This is a genomic window from Bradyrhizobium sp. DOA1 (assembly GCF_001593325.1).
Lineage (GTDB): Bacteria > Pseudomonadota > Alphaproteobacteria > Rhizobiales > Xanthobacteraceae > Bradyrhizobium.
This window is the reverse complement of the sequence record NZ_JXJM01000001.1, coordinates 2,921,215-2,942,309: the sequence shown is the minus strand read 5'-3', so window position 1 is coordinate 2,942,309 and position 21,095 is coordinate 2,921,215. Positions and strand designations below refer to the sequence as shown.

Genomic DNA, 21,095 nt, shown 5'->3' with positions numbered 1-21,095 from the left:
CCGGGGGCGCATAGGAGCTGACGCCGCGGCCGCCTCCGGACACGCCGCCACCACCCGCGACGGGGTAGGACTGCGGCGCCGATACCGCCGGCGGCGGTAGGGGCTGTGACTGATAATGGCCGGGTTGCGTCTGCGGCCGGGCATATTGCGGCAGCTCGCGCTGCTGCGGCGGCGGGGCCTGCTGCACCGATCCGGTCTGATCAGAGGCAAAGGGATTGGAGAAGTTCGACTGAGACAGCCGCGACGACATGTCGGCGCTGCACCCTGCAAAACTGAAGGAGATCAGCGCCAGCACCGCGACCTGCGGCACGCGGCGCGAGTAAAGCAACTCGGCGACGATGGACATGGTTACTCACTCGTACGCAACAGAACTGGTCTTTTAAGTAAACACGCGCCGAGTAAATAACGGCTTAACCCTTCCAATAAGACGTTGGCAGCACAGCTGATCCGGAATTCTACAGCTCCCGCGCCACGCCGGGCAGCGCCGGCACGAAGCGGACCTCGACGAGTTCCTTGCGCTCGATCCCCCGTTCGGTGCGGCTGAGGCGGATCAGCGTCTGCACGCCCTGATGCGGGCCGACCGGCGCGATCAGGATGCCCCCCATCTCGAGCCGTTCGATCAGGTTCTCGGGAAGCTGCTCCATCGCCGCGGTGACGATGATGCGGTCGAACGGGCCGATATTGGCAGGCAGGTTGAGACCGTCGCCCAGCATCACCTCGACATTGTGACAGTCGAGCTTTTCAAGCCTCGCGCGTGCGGCGTCCGCCAGCTTGCGGTAGCGTTCGACGGTGAGTACCTGTCCGGCGAGCCGGGACAGCACCGCGGCCTGATAGCCGGAGCCGGCGCCGATCTCGAGCACCCGGTGATGCTTCTGGAGCTGCAGCTGCTCGGTCATGTAGGCGACGACGAAGGGCTGGCTGATTGTCTGCCCGCAGGCGATCGGCAGCGCACTGTCGCGATAGGCGCCGTCACGATCGGCCTCGTCGACGAACTGCTCGCGCGGCACCTCCTCCATGGTCCGCAGCACCGCCTGATCGCTGATGCCTCGACGCCTCAGCGTGAGCTGAAACATCATCTTTTCCGGTGGGTGCTGATGGGAGGTCATTGCCGCCAATGTTGTCTCGTCAGGGCCGGGCGATGTCCAAGGCCCGGCCGCTGAGAATCTTGTTCCTGGTCAGGAACCCATGATATCCTTCGGGCCACGCATTGACCATAAATTGGCTTGCCATGGGCGGGCCGCGACGGCCATTTTCAGGCATCCGTTCGTCGAAACGCGCATTGCGCCGATTCATGTTATCTGCGAACGTTTTTGGGAATGGGCAAGGACTCAAAGATGACCGCGACGGGGCTTTCCGGCCGCTCTGTATTCCTCGTCGAGGACGAGGTGATGATCAGGATGATGGTCGCGGACATGCTCGAAGAGCTCGGCTACAAGGTCGCAGCCGAGGCGGGCGACATCACCGAGGCCATGCGGCTCGCCCAGGCGACCGAGTTCGACATCGCCATTCTCGACGTCAACGTCAACGGCAAGGTCATCTCTCCGGTGGCCGACGTCATCAAGGCGAAGGGCTGCCCGTTCATCTTCGCCACCGGCTACGGCTCCTCCGGCCTGCCCGAACAGTACCGCGACCGGCCGGCGCTCCAGAAGCCGTTCCAGCTCGATGCCCTCGGCAAGACCATCGAAGCCGCGCTTCGCGGCGGATAGCTGCTACTTCAGCGTCGCGCTCAATTCTGCCGAAAACGCCTCATTGGTGCGGTCGAGCCTGAGCGGCGTGACCGAGACGTAGCGCTCGCGCAGCGCCGCGAGATCCGTTCCGTCGGCGGGCGTGTCCATCATCGCGGCGCGCTCGAAGCCGATCCAGAAATAGGGATTGCCGCGGCCGTCCTTGCGCTCGTCGACCCTGAGGAAGCCGAGATTGCGCTTGCCCTGGCGCGTGACGCGGATACCCAGCACGTCCTCGGGGGCGCAGGACGGGAAATTGACGTTGATCACCGTGTCCTTGGGGACACCCGCGGCAATCACCTTCCGCACGATGTCGGGGCCGAATTTGCGCGCGGTGTCCCACGGCGGGCGATCGCGAGTCTCAACACTGAATTCCTGCGACAGCGCGAACGACGGCAGCCCCAGGATGGTGCCTTCCAGCGCACCGGCGATGGTGCCGGAATAGACCACGTCCTCGGCGACGTTGCGCCCCTTGTTGACGCCGGACAGCACGACGTCCGGCGGCTTGGTGCCGAGGATGTGACGCGCACCCATGATGACGCAGTCGGTCGGGGTGCCGCGCACGGCAAAGTGCCGCGGGCCGACCTCGCGCAGGCGCAGAGGATCGTTCAGCGACAGCGAGTGCGAGACGCCGGACTGGTCGAGCTCCGGCGCCACCACCCAGACGTCGTCGGACAGCGCGCGCGCAATCTCCTCCACGACCTTGAGGCCGGGGGCGTGGATACCGTCGTCATTGGTGCAGAGGATGCGCATGCGAAAGGTCTGTTCCAGAAAGCGGGTCTGAGCCGTCTTATCCGGCTATGCCCGATCAAGCAAACCGAGAGCGCCCGGTTCCCGGCTCTGCTACCGGCGGACTCGCCATTGCGGCATGAAGCGCGCGAGCCGGCCCTCCGCACGCAGCTGCACCGCCGGCACGACCGGGCTCACGACGGGCGTTTCGACCACGCCGCGCGCCTCCAATTGCGCGATGAGCGGATCTGGCCCGGAGGCCTGCGGAAAGCGTTCGCGCGCCACCACCAACGCCTTGTCGAAATCGGCAGCATTGACGCCGGGCTTGGCCCGCCGGCTCTGCACGAGATCGTCGTCCCAGAGCCGCGCGATCTCGATGTCGAACACGCCGCGCAGGCGCTGGTCGACGGCCTGGATGCCGGCACCCGTCACCGCCCATTGACGGCCGACCCAGAAGATGTCGCGGTGCAAGGCCATGGACGTTGGGGTTCGCGTGAACGGGCCGGCAGGATAGCCGGCCGCCCGATCTTCGCAACGCGATTCTGTCCGGCGCGTTTTCTTGACGCGAACCGGCAGCCGCTTCGCTCGAAACGCTTTACTCGCGGCTGATCACCTTCACCCCGCCCATATAGGGCTGGAGCACGTCGGGGACCGCGATCGAGCCGTCCTCCTGCTGATAGGTCTCCATCACGGCGATCAGCGCGCGGCCGACCGCGGTGCCGGAGCCGTTCAGCGTGTGCACGAAGCGCGGCTTGCCGTCCGGCCCGCGCGAGCGCGCATCCATGCGCCGCGCCTGGAAGTCGCCGCAGACCGAGCAGCTCGAGATCTCGCGGAACATGCCGCCCTCGCCCTGCCCGGGCATCCACACCTCGATGTCGTAGGTTTTTTGCGACGTGAAGCCCATATCCCCTGCACAGAGCGTCATCACGCGGTAATGCAGGTCGAGCTTCTGCAGCACCTGCTCGGCGCAGGACAGCATCCGCTCCAGCTCGTCCTTGCTGGTCTCAGGAGTCGTGATCGAGACCAGCTCGACCTTGGTGAACTGGTGCTGGCGGATCATGCCCCGGGTGTCGCGCCCGGCCGCGCCCGCCTCGGCACGGAAGCACGGCGTCAGCGCGGTCAGCCGCATCGGCAATTGCTTCTCGTCGAGGATGGATTCGCGCGCAAGGTTGGTGAGCGAGACTTCTGCGGTCGGGATCAGACCGAGGCGCTCGGTCTTCAGCCGCTCATGGTCTGGCGCCGCGAGCAGCTCGCCCTTGATCGCCCAGAACTGGTCGTCCTCGAATTTGGGCAATTGGCCGGTGCCGAACATCACCTCATTGCGCACCAGGAGCGGCGGATTGATCTCGGTGTAGCCGTGCTCGGTCGTGTGCAGATCGAGCATGAACTGACCTATCGCGCGTTCGAGTCGCGCCAGCCCCTTCTTCAGCACGACGAAGCGCGCGCCGGAGAGTTTTGCCGCTGCCTCGAAGTCCATATAGCCGAGCGCGGTGCCGAGATCGTCATGCAGCTTCGGCGCAAATGCGTAAGTGCGCTTGTTGCCGTACACGTGGTGCTGCACGTTGCCGTGTTCGTCGACGCCATCAGGCACTTCGTCGAACGGGATGTTCGGGATCGCCGACAGCTCTTTCGTCAGCTCGTCGTCGGCAGCCTTCGCAGCCGCTTCGAGCTGAGGCATCGTGGTCTTGAGCTCGGCGACCTCGGCCATCAGCGTGGAAGCGCGCGCCTCGTCCTTGGCCTTCTTGGCATCACCGATTTCCTTGGACGCCGCATTGCGCCGCGCCTGCGCCTGCTCGGAAGCGAGGATCGCCGCACGCCGCTTCTCGTCGATCGCGAGCAGCGATGCCGACATCGGCTTCAGGCCACGCCGGGCGAGGCCGGCGTCGAAAGCTTGCGGATTGTCGCGGATCGATTTGATGTCGTGCATGGCTGTGGTCCTGAGTCGGCGCGCAAAGAGTCAACGTTTATGCCGACAATTCACATGGGCGGCGCCTCCCCTAGCACAGCTGTCATCATCCGCGAAGACGGATGATCCAGTATTCCAGAGACGACAGTGATTCCACGATGTGCCCCGGCGTACTGGATTCCCCGCCTTCGCGGGGAATGACACCGAAGCTAAGCCGCCCTACTCCGCCGGATTGGCCGGCGTCGACACGTCGGTGCCGGTGGCCGCCTGCGAGGCCGCGGCCTTCCGCTCCACCATGCCCACCGCGATGATCGACCCTTCGTAGAGCGCCATCAGCGGAAACGCCAGGGAGCACTGGCTGAGCACGTCGGGCGGCGTCAGCACGGCCGCGATGACGAAGGCAAGCACGATGAAATAGCGGCGCTTCTCGCGCAGCATCTTCGACGTGACGATGCCGATCCGCCCGAGCAGCGTCAGGATCACCGGAAGCTGGAAGGCGATGCCGAAGGCGAAGATCAACGACATCATCAGCGACAGATATTCGCCGACCTTGGGCAGGAGCTGGATCTGCGCGGTCTCGTCGCCGCCGGCCTGCTGCATGCCGAGCGAGAAACGCACCAGCATCGGCAGCACGACGAAATAGACGAGCGCTGCGCCCAGCACGAAGAAGAACGGGGTCGCGACCAGATACGGCAGGAACGCCTGCTTCTCGTGCTTGTAGAGCCCGGGCGCGACGAACTTGTAGATCTGCGTCGCGACGATCGGGAACGAGATGAAGCCGGCGCCGAACAGCGCGAGCTTGAGCTGGGTGATGAAATATTCCAGCAGCGCCGTGTAGATGAACTTGGAATTTTCGGGGCCCGCAATCCACACGAACGGCCAGACCAGCACGTTGTAGATTTGCTTGGCGAAGAAGAAGCAGAAGATGAAGGCAAGGCCAAAGCCGAGCAGCGCCTTGATCAGCCGCGACCGCAGCTCGATCAAATGGTCCATCAAGGGGGCTTTGCTGGCCTCGATATCGGCGTCGGTCATGACGCTTTGGCGTCCTTGATCGTTTCGGATGGCGCGGTGTCTTGCGCCACCGGTGCCTGCTCGACCTCACGGGTGATGGCGAGCGGCTCGTTGACAGCCGCATGCGCCTCGGCTTCCACGAAGGTGGCGGGCGTCGGCGCTTCCGGAGTGGTTGGGCTCACAGGTGGTTCTGCAACTGTCGTCGTCGACGTCTCGGCGGGCTTGTCCAGTGCATCGACGCGCAGCGCGTCGCTGACGTCCTTCTGGAGCGAGGTCAGCGGATTGAAGCCGGTCGCGGCTTCCTTCACCTCGTCAAAACTCTTCTTGAGGTCGGCCATCTCGGCCTCGCGCATGGCTTCCTGGAATTGACCCTGGAATTCGGCGGCCATCTTGCGGGCCTTGCCCATCCACTGCCCGACCATGCGCAGCACGCCCGGCAGCTCCTTCGGGCCGATGGCGATCAGGGCCACGACCCCGATCAGGACCAGTTCACTCCACCCGATGTCGAACATGAGGTCTTCCGTTCACGCGAAGCCGCAGCCGGCCCCAATCCCTTGCGCGCAGGATCGGGCCGCTACCCGCGTCTCGCGTGCTCTCTGACTCAGACGGCCTTGCTGCCGACGTCGGACCGTGCCGCGGTCGGCGCGGCATTGTTGTGCTCGATGGACTTGGCCGGCTCCTGCTTTTCAGCGGGCTTGTCGTCGTCCTGCATGCCCTTCTTGAAGGCCTTGATGCCCTGCGCCACGTCGCCCATCAGATCCGAAATCTTGCCGCGGCCGAACAGCAGCAGGACCACTGCGATCACCAAGATCCAGTGCCAAATGCTGAGTGAACCCATCCTGCAACCCTCCAAACGCGCATGGCCGAGGACCCGGCCGATCCTCCCCGAAACCTAGGCTTGGCAGGTCTCAAAAACAAGGACCAAGGCAGTGCCAATTCGCTGTCGGCACTACGTAATCTTGCTAGTGTTAACTGTCGCAGGGAAGCCCGTAATGAGCCGGGGCGTCAGTTCTCGGCACCACCCTCGCCGCTACCCTCATTGCCCCCTTCCGGCGGGGTCTCGGGTTCGACCGCAGGCGCGAGCGCGAGATCGAGATCTTCGCCCGGTTCCAGCGGATCCTCGTCTTCACGCAGCGCCGGGTCGTCGGACGGCGTCGGGACGCTGAATCCGGTCGGCAGACGCGAATCCAGCAGGCCCGTACCCTTCAACTCTTCGAGACCCGGCAGATCGCCGAGCTGTTCCAAGGTGAACTGCGACAGGAAGTCCTCGGTGGTTCCGAAAGTCAGGGGGCGCCCCGGCGTCTTGCGACGGCCGCGCGGTTTGATCCAGCCGGTCTCCAGCAGCACGTCCAGCGTGCCCTTCGACGTGACGACACCACGGATCTCCTCGATCTCGGCACGCGTCACGGGCTGGTGATAGGCGATGATCGCCAGCACCTCGATCGCGGCGCGCGACAGGCGGCGCGTCTCGTGGGTCTCCCGCGTCATCAGCCAGGCGAGATCACCGGCGGTGCGGAACGTCCATTTGTTGGCGACGCGCACGAGGTTCACCCCGCGCGAGGCATAGTCCGCCTGCAACTGCTCGAGCGCGGCCTTGACATCGACGCCATCGGGCATGCGTTTGGCGAGCGTCGCAGTGTCCAACGGTTCACTCGAAGCGAACAGCAGCGCTTCCAGCAGCCGCAATTCCTCGGGACGTGCCTGGGATTCGTTCTCCATCGGCTCGGCCTCGTCTACCCGCACTTCAGCCAGGCTTGCCATGGCAGATTCTCCTTCTTGCACTAAGCGACCGGCGCATCGGGCGCAGGAGCTGCGTCCGTGACCGGTTTTGGGCGCCCCTTCCGGAAATAGATGGGCGCAAATGCCTCTTTCTGGTTCAGCTCGAGCTGCCCCTCGCGCACGAGTTCGAGCGCTGCTGCGAAGCTCGATGCGAACACCGTCGCGCGCTGCGTCGGATCGGCGACGTGGCGGATCAGGAAGTCGTCGAGGACACCCCAATCGTCCTGCTCGGTGATACTGCCCACCAGCCGCTCCAGCGTGGCGCGCGCTTCAGCCAGCGACCACACCGTGCGCTTGGCCAGATGTACGCTCGCCAGCACGCGCGACTGGCGCTGCGCGGCATAGGCAGTAAGCAGGTCGTACAGCGTCGCGGTGTATTTCGGATGCTTGATCTCGGCGATCTGCTCGGGCTCACCACGCGGGAAGATGTCGCGCTGCAATTGCGGCCTGTTCATCAGCCGGTTGGCGGCTTCGCGAATGGCTTCCAGCCGGCGCAGGCGGTTGGCCAGCGCCGTCGCCATCTGCTCCGCGCTCGGGCCTTCCGCGCTCGGCGGCTCTGGCAGCAACAGGCGCGACTTCAGGAAGGCGAGCCAGGCCGCCATGACGAGGTAGTCGGCGGCCAGCTCGAGCCGGATTTTTCGCGCAGCTTCGATGAAGTGGAGGTACTGGTCGGCCAGAGCCAAGATCGAAATCTTGGCGAGGTCGACCTTCTGCTGCCGCGCCAGCGCGAGCAACAGGTCGAGCGGGCCCTCATAGCCCTCGACGTCCACGACCAACGCCGGCTCACCCTCGGCGAGCTCTGCGGGCCGCCCGGTTTCAAACGATAGGATTTCTGCGGTCATGCGGATGCCGTGTTTGCCCGTGCGATCAATGCGTCCAGTTCCGCGCGTGCGGCCGCCCGGTCGAACGGCTGCGGCGGCTTGCGTGCGGCGAGCGCGGCCTTCGCCCGCTCCAGTGACCTGCCGGACAGCTCGGGTGTCTGTCCCGCGACCTCGCGCATCTCCTCGATGTTGCCGTTGCAATGCAGGGCCACATCGCAGCCGGCCGCGAAGATGGCGCGGGTCCGCTCGGCGATATTCCCCGACAGCGCGTTCATCGACACGTCATCACTCATTAACAAACCCTGGAACCCGATTGCGCCGCGAATCACGTCAGCAATCATTGTCGCAGATGTCGTCGCCGGATGGGCGGGGTCGACCGCGCTAAACACAACATGTGCAGTCATGGCCATCGGCAGGTCGGCGAGAGGCTTGAACGCGGCAAAATCAGTGCGTTCCAGCTCGTCCCTCGGCGTATCGACCGTCGGCAGCTTGAAATGCGTGTCGGCCGTGGCCCGGCCATGGCCGGGAATGTGCTTGAGAACAGGCAACACGCCGCCCTGCTCCAGCCCCTCGGTGACTGCGCGCGCGATCGCCGCGACTTTGCCCGGCTCAGTGCCGTAGGCCCGGTTCCCGATGACGGCATCGGCACCCGGCACCGGCACATCCGCCAGCGGCAGACAATCCACGGTGATGCCGAGATCGGCGAGATCGGCCGCGATCAAGCAGGCGCTCAGGCGCGCCGCGGTGAGCCCAAGTGCCGAATCACTGTCGTACAAATTTGAGAATACGGCTCCCGGCGGATAGACCGGCCAGTGCGGCGGTCCGAGCCGTTGCACCCGTCCACCCTCCTGATCAATCAGGACAGGCGCGTCGGCGACACCCGCAACCGCTCGCAATTCCGCAACCAGTGCAGCCATTTGAGCCGGTGTGGCAACATTGCGCTTGAACAGGATGAAGCCCCAAGGGCGTTCGGCACGGATGAACACCCGCTCGGTGGCGGTCAGTTCGGTTCCGGATACACCGGTAATGAAGGCCCGCGTGCTCATAACGGCCGATTAACCCTGCCCCGCGAGGGGGTCAAGGAAACGGCCGTTAATTCCTCTGGACGAAGCAGGCAGATAGGCCCGCGGACTTCAGGCTGTTGCACGCCTGCGTCGCTTCCTCGGCCGAACCATAGGGTCCGGCGAAGGCGCGGTAGACGACGCCCTTGCCCTTGTCGGTGAGGTCGACACGCTTGATGACGGGCGAACGGGAGCCGAGCACGCTGCCATACTTGCTCTGGAGCACCCGATAGGATGCGGCGGCACTGTCCTCGCTCTGCTGCGAGGAAATCTGCACGATGTAGCCGCCACCGCTGCTGGCGGGCGCGATCTGGGTCGGAGTGGTCGCAGCCATCCGCTGCGGCGGCTCCGCCGCCGGCATCGATTGCGGCGCCAGCGACATCGGCTGATTGGCGCTGGCGTTGGCCGAAGTCGGCGGGTTGCGCGGCGCGATCGGTGCGGGCGGCGCCGCAATAGGCTTAGGAGCCGTTGCCGTTGCCGGTTTGGCGGCGGTTGATTGCGCTGCCGCACCATCGGTCTGATCACCCTTCACGGCGACAGTCCTGATCGGGCGAGGCGAATTGTTCGGCAGCGTGCCATTGCTCGCTCCCGTGCTAGGCGGCGGCACAGCAGACGGCGATACGCTCGCCACCGACGGCGGGTTCGCATTCTGGTTCAGCGGCGGGAACACCACGCGGGGGCCGCCTGCCCTGGCGTTGACATCGACAGGCGCCTCTTCGCGCGGGACGATCTTCTCGGTGCCGTCACCCGTCACCATGCGATCCGGCACCTTGGCCGCTGTGTCCGTCGGCGCTGGCACGATCTTCGTCGGCGTGTTGTCGGCCTTGATGATCGGCGGCTCACCGCTGCGGGGCGAACCCACATAGGTCTTGTAGGCAAAGGCGGCACCGGTCCCTACCACGGCAAGGGCCAGGATGGCTGCGACCGTCATCATGCCGCCGCGCTGCTTCTTCGGCTCCTCGATCTCAGCCTCGGGATAGTCGCTCTGGTAGGCGTAGGGATCATCCGGGTAGGCCGGATCACGCTGGTAGTCCTGCTCGCCTGTCTCGAGCCGACCATAGAGCGCATCGTCGTAGCGCGACGGATCGGGCTGCGGATACGGCTCCTGATGGATCTGCTCCTGATAGGCCTGACCATGCTGCTGGTAGCCCTGAGCTTGATAGGCCTGATCCTGATAGGCTTGATCCTGATAGGCTTGGGACTGATGAAACTCCGGCTCGGGCGCAGGCGCCGCCGGCTGGGCCGAATAGCGATGCAACGGATGAACCGGGCTCACGGAGACGGGATAGTCAGGCTCGGGTGCCGGCTGCGGCTGCACATTGGCACGACGCATCCATGAGGGCGGTCCGGGCGGCGGAGCCTGCTCGGCATAATCGTGCTGATCACCGTCCTGGCGATCATCGTGATCCTGATAGCTCGGGGCGGGCGCTGCCGGCGGGCGGGCGGATGGCCGCGACTGCGCTGCAAACGGATCGGTCTGCCCGATCAGACGGGCGAGCTCGGCCAAGGGATCGTTGTCCGCCTTCCCATGCTGATCGCCACCGCGACCATAGTCATCGGAAGGAAACGGTCTGTCCTGATATCGTTCGGCCATCGTGATGATGCGTCCCTTCGGGAAAGCCGCGCGCCCCTCGACCAAGGCACGGCTTTCGACCCACAAGGCTTTCAACCAAGTCTAAGCGATCCGGCTTCTGCCGGTACCCCCGAATTCCTCTTAAGTAGTTCGCCCCAAACTACCGCATCTCGTTCGGGGCATGGACGCCGAGGATGGCGAGGCCCGATGCCAGAACCGAGACGACGCCCTGGACCATGGCCAGTCGCGCCTTCGTTAGAACTGCATCATTATTGATAATGAAGCGTAAATAGGGCAAATCCCGCCCCTTCGTCCAAAGTGCATGAAATTCGCTGGCTAAATCATAGAGATAAAAGGCAATTCGGTGCGGCTCATGGGCCGCGGCAGCGGCTTCAAGCATGCGAGGATATATTGCAAGCCGCTTGAGAAGTTCAAGCTCGACCGGGTCCGACAGCCGTTCCACAGCCGACTCACTTAGCCAGGCGATCCGCTTGTCCGAATCTTCGGGCAGTTCGGGGAACACTTCGGCGCGCGCGTTGCGGAAGATCGAATGGCCGCGGGCGTGGCCGTACTGGACGTAGAACACCGGGTTGTCGCGCGACTGCTCCATGACCTTGGCGAGGTCGAAATCGAGCACCGCGTCGTTCTTCCGGTAAAGCATCATGAAGCGGACCGCATCCTGGCCAACCTCATCCACCACCTCACGCAAGGTGACGAAGTCCCCGCTCCGCTTGGACATTTTCACGGGCTCGCCGTTGCGCAACAACTTCACCAGCTGCACGATCTTGACGTCGAGCGCGCCCTTACCCGAGGTCGTCGCCTTCACCGCCGCCTGCAGGCGCTTGATGTAGCCGCCATGGTCGGCGCCCCAGACGTCGATCATCTCGGCAAAGCCGCGGTCGAACTTGTTCTTGTGGTAGGCGATGTCGGAGGCGAAGTAGGTGTAGGAATTGTCCGACTTGATCAGCGGACGATCGACATCGTCGCCATAGGCGGTCGCCTTGAAAAGCAACTGCTCGCGGTCTTCCCAGTCCTCCACCGGCGCGCCCTTCGGCGGCGGCAGACGGCCCTCGTAGATGTCGCCCTTGGCGCGCAGGAAATCGATGGTCTCAGCGACCTTGTTGTTGCCGGTCTCCATCAGCGATCGCTCGGAGAAGAACACGTCGTGGCGGATGTTGAGGGCAGCGAGATCGTCCTTGATCTCGTCCATCATCATCGCGATCGCCTTGGCGCGCACCGTCGGCAGCCACTCGGCCTCGCTCATCCTGAGCAGCTTGTCGCCGTGCTCTTTCGCCAGCGCTGCGCCGACGGGCTTGAGGTAATCGCCGGGATAGAGCCCTTCGGGGATCGCGCCGATGTCCTGTCCGAGTGCCTCGCGGTACCTGAGGAACGCAGAACGTGCGAGCACGTCGACCTGGGCGCCGGCGTCGTTGATGTAATATTCGCGCGTGACGTCGTGGCCGCCGAACTGGAGCAGGCTCGCCAGCGCGTCGCCGAACACGGCGCCGCGGCAATGGCCGACATGCATCGGCCCCGTGGGATTGGCCGAGACATATTCGACATTGACCTTGGAGCCGCCACGGGCGCGGCCGTAATCGGTGCCCTCGCGCAGCACCGTGCGCAGCGCCTTGGCCCAGGCGGCCGGCTTCAAGGTCAGATTGATGAAGCCGGGGCCGGCGACATCCACCTTGGCGATCAGCGCATCAGTGCGCAGCCGCTCGGCAATCTGCTCGGCGAGATCGCGCGGCTTAGCCTTGGCCTCTTTCGCAAGCACCATGGCGGCATTCGTCGCCATGTCGCCATGGGAGGCATCGCGCGGCGGCTCGACCACCACGCGCGAGAAATCGACGCCCTCAGGCCAGTTGGCCTCCACGGCCAGCGTACGGCAGGCGGCGTGCACACGTGCGAGCACGTCGGCGAACAGATGCAGGGATGAGGAGGTCTCGGGCATGGCCGCCGCCTAACGCAAATCCGGGGTCGAGTCAAAAAGCCGCTGGTGCTCGGTCAGGGCGAAGCGGTCGGTCATTCCGGCAATGAAATTGCCGATCCGGCGCGCCCGGTCGCCCTCATTGTCCGCCTCCGCCCCGAGCAACCATTCCGGCGGCAGTTCAGATGGCTCCTTCAGGTATCTCGCGAACAGGTCGAACAGGATCTCCTCCGCCTCCGCCATCACCCGCATCACCCGCTTGTGGCGGTACATGTGCTGGTACAGGAAGCGCTTGATGGCGGCCTCCTCCTCAGCGACCTCCGCAGGAAACGTGACCAGAGCCCGGCTCTGCTGGCGGACATCCTGGGCCGATTGCGGCTTGACGGCCGCAAGGTTCTTCTGGGCCTCGGCGAACACCGCACCGATCAGGTGCGAGATCAGCTCGCGGACCAGTTCGGCGCCGCGCCTGACATCTTCGAGGTCGGGATAATGCGCCGAGGTCTCGGCGATGATCTCCGCGGTCAGCGGTATCACCTTGAGATCGTCGAGGTGGAACAGGCCGGCGCGCAGACCGTCGTCGATGTCGTGGGCGTCATAGGCAATGTCGTCAGCGATCGCGGCAACCTGCGCCTCCAGCGAGGCGAAGCTCCACAATTCGAGATCATAGGTCTTGATGTAGTCGGCGATCCCGACGGGAATGCCATGCTCACGATAGCGCTCGGTCGGCGCGCCGCTGCGATCGGTCAGCGGGCCGTTGTGCTTGACGATGCCCTCCAGCGACTCCCAGGTCAGGTTCAGACCGTCGAACTCGGGGTAACGGTGCTCCAGCGCGGCGACAACGCGGAGCGTCTGGGCGTTGTGGTCGAAGCCGCCGAACGCCTTCAGGCAGGCGTCAAGCGCCCGCTCGCCGGCATGGCCGAACGGCGGATGGCCGAGGTCGTGCGCCAGCGCCAGAGTCTCGGTGAGGTCCTCGTCCAGGCCGAGCTGCCGGGCCAGCGCGCGGGCGATCTGCGCCACCTCCAGCGAATGGGTCAGCCGGGTGCGATAGTGGTCGCCCTCATGGAACACGAACACCTGGGTCTTGTACTTCAGGCGACGGAACGCGGTGGAATGGATCACCCGGTCGCAATCCCGCCGGAACGGGCTGCGGGTCCGACTCGGGGGCTCGACGACCAGCCGGCCGCGGCTGCGATCGGGGTCGCAGGCATAGGGCGCACGGGGGGCAGCCATTCCGACGGACACGGCGAATTTAGTCCCTATCCATTTGATTCTGCGTAGGGTGGCACTTAACTATGTCGGGCGCGGGATACCAAATGAATTGGCCAAGTGAATCTGCCAAGTGAACCTGCCAAGTGAATTTGGTATGACCGCGGGACGATCGGAGACGAGCCATGACGACTGACGTGACCATCAGTGACCGCGCCGCACGCCGGATTGGGGAGATTCTCAAGGGCGAAGGCACAGGCGCGATGCTGCGCATCTCCGTCGAAGGCGGCGGCTGCTCCGGCTTCCAGTACAAGTTCGACATCGACCGCGCCCGGACCGACGACGATCTTGTGATCGAGCAGGACAACGCGGTCGTTCTGGTCGATTCCGCCTCGCAGCCGTTTCTTGCGGGATCGCAGGTCGATTTCGTCGACGACCTGATCGGCGCTTCGTTCCGCGTCAACAACCCGAACGCCACCGCCTCGTGCGGCTGCGGGACGAGTTTCTCGGTCTAAGCGCCGGTCGCCTGCTTTTCCTCGTCCGTCCACTCCACCTCGACCGGCATCAACGCCGGCTGCAGCGGTGCGTCCTCGGACATGACGTAGCCGTCCAGCGCGCGCAGGAGTGCTGCGATCAGCGCGGGCTTGCGCAGCGGCTTGGCGAGGAAGTCCGACATGCCCGCTTCGCGGCAGATTCTGACGTCCTCGGAGAACGCGTTGGCGGTGAGCGCAACGATCGGCAAGGTTTCGTAGCTCCCGCCCTGCTCACGGATCGCGCGGGTCGCAGCTAATCCGTCCATGTCGGGCATGCGCACATCCATCAGCACGACATCGTAGTCGCCATCGGAAGCCGCCGCGACAGCCTGCACGCCGTCGGTGACGATGCGAAGCTCGACCTCGAAGGCCCCTAACATCTTGCTCACGACCATGCGGTTGACGGCGTCGTCCTCCGCGACCAGCACCCTTAGCGGCCGATCGAGGTCGGCGATGCGGGTCTTCAACTCCTCGGCGTCATCGCGGCCGGCGTCCTGATCGGACGCCTGGGCCTGGCTCCAAGGCAGCACCAGCGTAAAGCGGAAAGCCGAGCCCTCGCCCGGCGTCGAGGTGACGCCGATGGTGCCGCCCATCTGCTCGATGATGCGCCTGCTGATCGCAAGGCCAAGGCCGGTGCCGCCGAAGCGGCGGCTGATCGAGGCGTCGGCCTGGGCGAAATCGCTGAATAGCAGACCGAGCTTTTCGGGCGCGATGCCGATGCCGCTGTCGGTCACCGTCCATTCGACGGTCGCCAGCAGATCGCGCCGCGCCTGGCAGGTGGCCGAAATCGTCACCTCGCCCTCGTCGGTGAACTTCACCGCGTTGGATACAAGGTTGAGCAGCACCTGGCGGATGCGCGCGACGTCGCCGCGCAATGTCGGCGGCAGGTTCGGATCGAGTGCGACCTTGACCGTGAGCCCTTTGCTCTTGGCGCTCGCGCGCCCCACGGCCGCGACGGCTTCGACCAGCGCCTGCGGGGCAAAATCGATCGCCTCGAACTGGAAGCGGCCGGCCTCGAGCTTGGACAGGTCGAGGATGTCATTGAGGATGCGCTGGAGATTGTCGCCGGACTCGCGGATCGTGGTGACGGCCTCGCGCTGCTCCGGATCGAGCTTGGTCTCCAGCAGCATGCTGGCGAGCCCGAGCACGCCGTTCATCGGCGTGCGGATCTCGTGGCTCATCACCGCCAGGAAGTCGGACTTGGCACGGCTCTCGGCCTCGGCCTTTTCCGCGCGCCAGCGTTCGGTGACGTCGCGGCCGAAGCCGCGATAGCCGAGAAAATGACCGTCGCGATCATGGGCCGGCTTCGCCGTCAGCGACCACAACCGCGCCTCGCCACCGGCAACGACCTTGAGGTTCATCTCGTGCAGCGGCTCGGCCTGCTCCATCAGGCCCACGATGTTGTAGGCGGCCGTCTTGTCCTCGGGGCAGAGCATGTCCAACACGTCGGCGAAATGCGATCCCTTGAGCAGCGGAAGCGGCAGCTGCGCGACCGCGGCGAAGCGTTCGGGCACCTCGACCAGACGCCCCTCGGCATCGGTCTGCCACAGCCAGTCGCTGGCATTCTCCTGAAAGTCCTTCAGCAGCAGCGAGATGATCTCGGTCTGCCGCTCGAGTTCGAGCTGGGCCTTGAGATTGCCAAGGAAGAGGTTGCCCTGGGAGACGATGTTGCGCGCCATGAAGAACGCGAACAGCAGCAGGAACATCGCGGTGACGAGATAGGGACCCGTGCCGCACAGCAGCAGCGAGCCGGCGCAGGCGATGGTCATGGTGGCGAGATAGACGAGGCCGGCACGCGGAAAGGTGGACAGCGTGAACGCGCCGCCCGACATCATGCCGACCATCAGGCAGGCCAGGATGAGCTGGTTGGTCGGCTCGATGCGGCTAAACAGGGCCAGCGGCAGCGTGCCCCAGATCGCCGCGAGGAAGAACGCCTGTCGCAGCGTCTGCCGCGCGGCGCGAGGCGAGGCCTCCTGCGACGGATGTCGATGCGACCGCCGCCACGAGCGCACCGCGAGCGAGGCGGTGGCGGCGAGTGTCAGGCCCCAGATCGCGAGGAAGTCGTTCCAGCCCCTGCCCCAGAACAGGATCAGCACGACGGCGGCGTTGAGCATGGTGACGGCCATCGTCACCGGGATCAGCCGCGTCACCGCGTCGATCTGCTTGGCGCGAATGCGCCGCAGCTCGCGCTCGCTGAGATCGGCGGTCAAGCCGTCCTCGATCTCGAAGCCGCCGAGCCAGTACAGGAACGCGCCGACCAGGTCGTCGCGCGGCTCAGTTCGCTTCATGGATTTGTCCGGCCATCCCATCCGTGGAACCTTTGCGCAAATCCATGCCCCGGCGCGCGCTTAAGGCGGGTTAATTTTGTGGGAGATTTTGCGGCGTCCTTGACGGGCGCGTTGGCAGTTTGTTCTAACCATGGCCCCTGCCCGGAGCCCCCACCATGCCCATCAGAGTAGCCACCTGGAACGTGAACTCGGTCCGGCAGCGGATCGACCTTCTCCTGAGCTGGCTGAAGGAGTGCCAACCGGACATCGTCTGCCTCCAGGAGATCAAATGCGTCGACGAGGCTTTCCCGCGGCTGGAGATCGAGGCGCTCGGCTACAACGTGGTGACCCACGGGCAAAAGACCTTCAACGGCGTCGCCCTGCTCTCCAAGCTCCGGTTCGACGAGACCAAGTCGGGCCTTGCCGGCGACGACGAGGATGCCCATGCTCGCTTCCTCGAAGGCGTGGTGACGCTCAAGAGCGGCGTACTGCGCATCGCCTGCCTCTATCTGCCCAACGGCAATCCGGTCGGGACGGAGAAATATCCCTACAAGCTCAAATGGATGTCGCGGCTTCTTGAGTACTCGAAGGAACGCCTTAAGACCGAGGAGCCGCTGATCCTTGCCGGCGACTTCAACGTCATCCCGCACGCCCGTGACGTCCACAACCCCGCCGCCTGGACCGAGGACGCCCTGTTCAAGGCCGAGACGCGCGAGAGCTTTCAATCCCTGCTCGGCCTCGGCCTTACCGATGCCTTGCGGGCGGTCACCGATGAGCCGGGCCTCTATACGTTCTGGGATTACCAGGCCGGGGCCTGGCAGAAAAACCAGGGCCTGCGGATCGACCACCTGCTGCTGTCGCCGCAAGCCAGCGACAAGCTCGCCAATGTTGGGATCGACAGCTATGTGCGGGCTTGGGAGAAGCCGTCGGACCACGTGCCGGTGTGGGCGGATCTCGATCTCGAGGCGGCCTAACGTAACGCCAGCAGGAGCCGGCCGCAGTCGCAAGTGCCGTAGGGTGGGCAAAGGCGCACAGCGCCGTGCCCACGATCTGTCTGCAAGCGATACTGGTGGTGGGCACGCTCCGCTTTGCCCACCCTACGGCACTGAGATTGCCGCTTCTACTCCCGGCGGCCCTGCACCCACTGCTCCAGCATTTGCAGAGCCATGGCGCGGTCGTCGTCGGAGGCCTTGGCGAAGGCGCGGTTGTAGCTTTCCTTGATCCAAACTTCTTCGGCACCGGCGCTGTCACGCGCCAGGGTCAGCCACATCAGGCCGCGCGCGGCCTGCCGCGGCAGCCGGTCGCCGTTGAACAGCATCTGCCCGAGCAGCGCCTGGGCCTGATGCTGGCCCTTCTGGGCGGCAAGGCCAAGCCAGCGTGCGCCGTAGCGGAAATCCTCGCGCGAGGCGTCCGGCGTCTTCAGGTACAGCCGCGCCAGATCGTACTGCGCGTCGGCGTTGCCGAAATAGGACGCGGCATAGGAGAACATCTCCCGCGCCCGATCCGGATCCGACTTGACCTTCGAGTTCGGGATGCCGCTCAGATAGTACCGGCCGAGCGCGACGAAGGCGTTGGCCACGATCTGGGCCTGCGGCGCCGACGGGCTGTCCTCGGCATGCGCGTTGGCGATGCGGCTGAAATATTCGAAGGCGCGCAGATCGTCCTGGGCGACGCCGTCGCCATTGGCGTACATGCGGCCGAGCTTCCATTGCGCGATGGGGTGACCGCCCTCGGCGGCATATTGCAGCGCGGTGAGCGAAGTTTCCTGGGTGGCGACCGCCGGCGGTACCTTGGTGCGAACCGCGGCTGCGGCGCCAGGCAGGGTGGTCACGACGGGGATGGCGGTGTCCTTGTTGACCGGCGCACCGTCAAAGGCGAGCGCCGGCGCGGCCAGCGCTATAGCCCCCAACACAAACGCAACTGTGGTACGCCTAGATGTCCGCATAGCACTGTTTCTCGTGCGCGCCGCCCGGATGGGTTACTGCCCCTCCGACCGCTGGTCCAACCTGCTGAGCATACTTCCAGAGCGCACCTGACGTGTGGTTTGTCGCGCGAGCGCTCCATTTGGTCTTGCGTTGGGCGAGCTCCTGGTCGCTCAATTTTACGTTAAGGGTACCGGCGACGGCGTCGATCTCGATGATGTCGCCATCCTCGAGCAGCCCGATCGGGCCGCCGATCGCGGCCTCGGGGCCGACATGGCCGATACAGAAGCCGCGGGTAGCGCCGGAGAAGCGGCCGTCGGTGATGAGCGCGATCTTGCCGCCCATGCCCTGGCCGGTCAGCGCTGCAGTGGTCTGGAGCATTTCCCGCATGCCGGGGCCGCCCTTGGGCCCCTCGTAGCGGATCACGATGACTTCGCCTTCGCGGTAGGTGCGGTTCTGGACGGCCTCGAAAGCATCCTCCTCACGGTCGAAGCACCTGGCCGGACCGGTAAACCTGAGGTTGGACATTCCCGCGACTTTCACGATCGCACCTTCTGGCGCCAAATTGCCCTTCAGACCCACCACACCGCCAGTGACGGTGATCGGCTTGTCTGCCGGGTGCACCACGTCTTGGTGCGGATTCCACTTCACGCTTTTGAGGTTTTCGGCGATCGTTCGACCGGTGACCGTAATGCAGTCGCCGTGGAGAAATCCGTTGTCGAGCAGCGTCTTCATCAGAAGCGGTATGCCACCTACTTCAAACATGTCTTTGGCGACATAACGGCCGCCCGGCTTCAAATCCGCGACATATGGTGTCTTTTTGAAGATTTCGGCGACGTCGAACAGGTCGAACTTGATGCCCGCCTCATGCGCGATCGCCGGCAGGTGCAGCGCAGCATTGGTGGAGCCGCCCGAGGCCGCCACCACGGCAGCCGCATTCTCCAACGCCTTGCGCGTGACGATGTCGCGCGGCCGAAGGTTCTGAGCGATCAGGTCCATGACCTTCTCGCCCGCGGTCATGCAAAACGCATCGCGGATTTCGTACGGTGCCGGGGCACCCGCCGAGTACGGTAGCGCAAGGCCGATGGCCTCGGAGACGGTCGCCATCGTGTTGGCGGTGAACTGCGCGCCGCAGGCGCCCGCCGACGGGCAGGCCACCCGCTCGATCTCGTCGAGATCCTCGTCCGACATGGCGCCGACCGAGTGCTTGCCGACGGCCTCGAACATGTCCTGGACGGTGACCTGCTGCCCGCGGAAATTGCCGGGCAGGATCGAGCCGCCATAGATGAAGATCGAGGGCACGTTGAGGCGGACCATCGCCATCATCATGCCCGGCAGCGACTTGTCGCAGCCGGCGAGGCCGACCAGCGCGTCATAGGCATGGCCGCGCACGGTCAGCTCGACCGAGTCGGCGATGCATTCGCGCGACGGCAGCGAGGAGCGCATGCCGTCATGGCCCATGGCGATGCCGTCGGTCACGGTGATGGTGCAGAATTCGCGCGGCGTGCCGCCGGCCGACGCCACGCCCTTCTTAACGGCCTGCGCCTGGCGCATCAGGGCGATGTTGCAGGGGGCCGCCTCATTCCAGCAGGAGGCGACGCCGACGAACGGCTGGTGGATCTGCTCGGTGGTCAGACCCATCGCGTAGAAGTAGGACCGATGCGGCGCGCGCGCAGGGCCTTCCGTCACGTGACGGCTCGGTAGCCTCTGCTTGTCAATCTTGGCGCCCATCGCAACCAGTTTCCCCGGCCAACCCTTTCAGACCCGAAAAATCAGAGCCAAGATTTGAATCGACCTTGGGATTTCCGTGGCGTCGAGGACTGCCGCTGCTCCTAAAACATTAGAGCGATTTTATTCATGTTCGGGTGTGGCCAAAAAGCGGCGGTGATGCGAACGGCCGGCGATGAAGGACAAATCTGGGATGAGTGTTGCGAAGACAGCACAATCGTTACCGGGAAGACACGGGCCTCGCTACTTCGATACCTCCGCCAAGTGCCGGTTCACAATCTTTGATTTCATGACACCGGAAGGCGCACCCGTTCTTGCTCGGAGATGAGATACACGCGTGAGCCGAGTCGGCGCATCTGCCGCACCCTCGTATCCCGGCTCAGCAGCGCACCGTCGAAGTGACGCTGCGCTGCGGCCCGGGCACGAGGGCGGAGTCTGGCGCATCACTATCTCCGCCTCGCCATTGGGAGCGCGCGAAGCAATCCAGAGATTTCTCCGCGGAGGGATTCTGGATTGCTTCGTCGCTTCGCGCCTCGCAATGACGGAGTATGAGGCGGCAGGGTTGGCCCCCAATCAACGCTGTCATTCCCCGCGAAGGCGGGGAATCCAGTACGCCGCGGCTTCTCGATTCAATCACTGCTGTCTCGGAATACTGGATCGTCCGCCTTCGCGGACGATGACACTGAGTGTATGGCTAAAGGCACGGCTTCGCAGCCTCGCGGCTCAATTCGCCCGAGCTTTGCTTGATCGCTCCACCCTCAAAACCCAAGAGGGCGCAGGGAAGGCCGGGTGCCGGCGGCACCCGCGGTCCGCTGCGCGAAAGGCACACGCAGAAAACCGCACAGCAGCATACAGGTGAAGCCCAACACACGGCCTTCCCTGCGCGATGGTCGGACGGCTTATGCCGC

Annotated in this window: 19 protein-coding genes and 1 pseudogene; 3 read left to right on the top strand and 17 right to left on the bottom strand. The window is 64.8% G+C overall.

Annotated features, from left to right (window positions below):
- A pseudogene (locus SE91_RS13975) lies at nucleotides 1-346 on the bottom strand (peptidoglycan-binding LysM); the annotation flags it as partial.
- A 109-nt stretch (nucleotides 347-455) separates the two neighbouring features.
- Nucleotides 456-1,106, bottom strand: coding sequence for a protein-L-isoaspartate(D-aspartate) O-methyltransferase (locus tag SE91_RS13970; RefSeq protein ID WP_156489604.1), 651 nt, complete (start codon nucleotides 1,104-1,106; stop codon nucleotides 456-458).
- 228 nt (nucleotides 1,107-1,334) lie between these two features.
- On the opposite strand from SE91_RS13970, the gene SE91_RS13965 reads away from it, so the two are divergent.
- Complete coding sequence (locus SE91_RS13965; RefSeq protein ID WP_008547195.1) at nucleotides 1,335-1,706, top strand: response regulator; 372 nt, start codon at nucleotides 1,335-1,337, stop codon at nucleotides 1,704-1,706.
- Between the two features lie 3 nt (nucleotides 1,707-1,709).
- On the opposite strand, the gene surE is transcribed toward SE91_RS13965, so the two are convergent.
- The 12 genes from surE to SE91_RS13905 all read right to left on the bottom strand — a co-directional run bounded on the left by surE (nucleotide 1,710) and on the right by SE91_RS13905 (nucleotide 13,773).
- A complete protein-coding gene (gene surE, locus SE91_RS13960) occupies nucleotides 1,710-2,477 on the bottom strand; it encodes a 5'/3'-nucleotidase SurE (RefSeq protein ID WP_060736146.1) in 768 nt (255 codons plus the stop codon).
- Nucleotides 2,478-2,567: 90 nt separating this feature from the next.
- A complete protein-coding gene (locus SE91_RS13955; protein WP_061847984.1) occupies nucleotides 2,568-2,930 on the bottom strand; it encodes a hypothetical protein in 363 nt (120 codons plus the stop codon).
- 118 nt (nucleotides 2,931-3,048) lie between these two features.
- The gene (gene serS, locus SE91_RS13950; RefSeq protein WP_061847983.1) at nucleotides 3,049-4,380 is read right to left on the bottom strand and encodes a serine--tRNA ligase; all 1,332 of its coding nucleotides are present in this window, start codon (nucleotides 4,378-4,380) and stop codon (nucleotides 3,049-3,051) included.
- Between the two features lie 198 nt (nucleotides 4,381-4,578).
- Nucleotides 4,579-5,391: a twin-arginine translocase subunit TatC gene (gene tatC / locus SE91_RS13945; protein WP_061847982.1), complete on the bottom strand. Its 813-nt coding sequence runs from the start codon at nucleotides 5,389-5,391 to the stop codon at nucleotides 4,579-4,581.
- On the bottom strand, nucleotides 5,388-5,882 hold the full coding sequence (gene tatB, locus SE91_RS13940; protein WP_008547209.1) for a Sec-independent protein translocase protein TatB: 495 nt from the start codon (nucleotides 5,880-5,882) through the stop codon (nucleotides 5,388-5,390). The genes tatC and tatB overlap by 4 nt, the downstream gene beginning before the upstream one ends.
- An 89-nt stretch (nucleotides 5,883-5,971) precedes the next feature.
- On the bottom strand, nucleotides 5,972-6,208 hold the full coding sequence (locus tag SE91_RS13935) for a twin-arginine translocase TatA/TatE family subunit (protein WP_008547211.1): 237 nt from the start codon (nucleotides 6,206-6,208) through the stop codon (nucleotides 5,972-5,974).
- Between the two features lie 167 nt (nucleotides 6,209-6,375).
- Nucleotides 6,376-7,131: an SMC-Scp complex subunit ScpB gene (scpB, locus tag SE91_RS13930; protein WP_008547212.1), complete on the bottom strand. Its 756-nt coding sequence runs from the start codon at nucleotides 7,129-7,131 to the stop codon at nucleotides 6,376-6,378.
- Between the two features lie 20 nt (nucleotides 7,132-7,151).
- Nucleotides 7,152-7,991 carry a segregation and condensation protein A gene (locus SE91_RS13925; protein WP_061847981.1) on the bottom strand — a complete coding sequence of 280 codons (840 nt, stop codon included), beginning with the start codon at nucleotides 7,989-7,991 and terminating at the stop codon, nucleotides 7,152-7,154.
- Complete coding sequence (gene nagZ / locus SE91_RS13920; protein WP_061847980.1) at nucleotides 7,988-9,016, bottom strand: beta-N-acetylhexosaminidase; 1,029 nt, start codon at nucleotides 9,014-9,016, stop codon at nucleotides 7,988-7,990. The genes SE91_RS13925 and nagZ overlap by 4 nt, the downstream gene beginning before the upstream one ends.
- Before the next feature lie 46 nt (nucleotides 9,017-9,062).
- Nucleotides 9,063-10,625, bottom strand: a complete 1,563-nt coding sequence (locus SE91_RS13915; RefSeq protein WP_061851120.1) for an SPOR domain-containing protein — start codon at nucleotides 10,623-10,625, stop codon at nucleotides 9,063-9,065.
- A 139-nt stretch (nucleotides 10,626-10,764) separates the two neighbouring features.
- Complete coding sequence (argS, locus tag SE91_RS13910) at nucleotides 10,765-12,555, bottom strand: arginine--tRNA ligase (RefSeq protein ID WP_061847979.1); 1,791 nt, start codon at nucleotides 12,553-12,555, stop codon at nucleotides 10,765-10,767.
- Between the two features lie 9 nt (nucleotides 12,556-12,564).
- Nucleotides 12,565-13,773: a deoxyguanosinetriphosphate triphosphohydrolase gene (locus tag SE91_RS13905; protein WP_061847978.1), complete on the bottom strand. Its 1,209-nt coding sequence runs from the start codon at nucleotides 13,771-13,773 to the stop codon at nucleotides 12,565-12,567.
- Between the two features lie 149 nt (nucleotides 13,774-13,922).
- Here SE91_RS13905 and erpA point away from each other — a divergent pair, with 149 nt between their 5' ends.
- Nucleotides 13,923-14,252, top strand: a complete 330-nt coding sequence (gene erpA, locus SE91_RS13900; RefSeq protein WP_061847977.1) for an iron-sulfur cluster insertion protein ErpA — start codon at nucleotides 13,923-13,925, stop codon at nucleotides 14,250-14,252.
- On the opposite strand, the gene SE91_RS13895 is transcribed toward erpA, so the two are convergent.
- Nucleotides 14,249-16,579, bottom strand: a complete 2,331-nt coding sequence (locus SE91_RS13895; RefSeq protein ID WP_061847976.1) for an ATP-binding protein — start codon at nucleotides 16,577-16,579, stop codon at nucleotides 14,249-14,251. The two genes, erpA and SE91_RS13895, sit on opposite strands and share 4 nt — an antisense overlap.
- Nucleotides 16,580-16,713: 134 nt before the next feature.
- Between SE91_RS13895 and xth the strand changes: the two genes are divergently transcribed.
- Entirely contained in the window at nucleotides 16,714-17,511 is a 798-nt protein-coding gene (gene xth, locus SE91_RS13890; RefSeq protein WP_061847975.1) for an exodeoxyribonuclease III, read from the top strand.
- 146 nt (nucleotides 17,512-17,657) lie between these two features.
- Here the strand turns inward: xth and SE91_RS13885 are convergent, their stop codons facing one another.
- Together SE91_RS13885 and ilvD are read right to left on the bottom strand one after the other, a co-directional pair.
- Nucleotides 17,658-18,482, bottom strand: a complete 825-nt coding sequence (locus tag SE91_RS13885; RefSeq protein ID WP_060736154.1) for a tetratricopeptide repeat protein — start codon at nucleotides 18,480-18,482, stop codon at nucleotides 17,658-17,660.
- On the bottom strand, nucleotides 18,469-20,190 hold the full coding sequence (ilvD, locus tag SE91_RS13880) for a dihydroxy-acid dehydratase (protein ID WP_061847974.1): 1,722 nt from the start codon (nucleotides 20,188-20,190) through the stop codon (nucleotides 18,469-18,471). The genes SE91_RS13885 and ilvD overlap by 14 nt, the downstream gene beginning before the upstream one ends.
- Nucleotides 20,191-21,095: the final 905 nt, after the last annotated feature.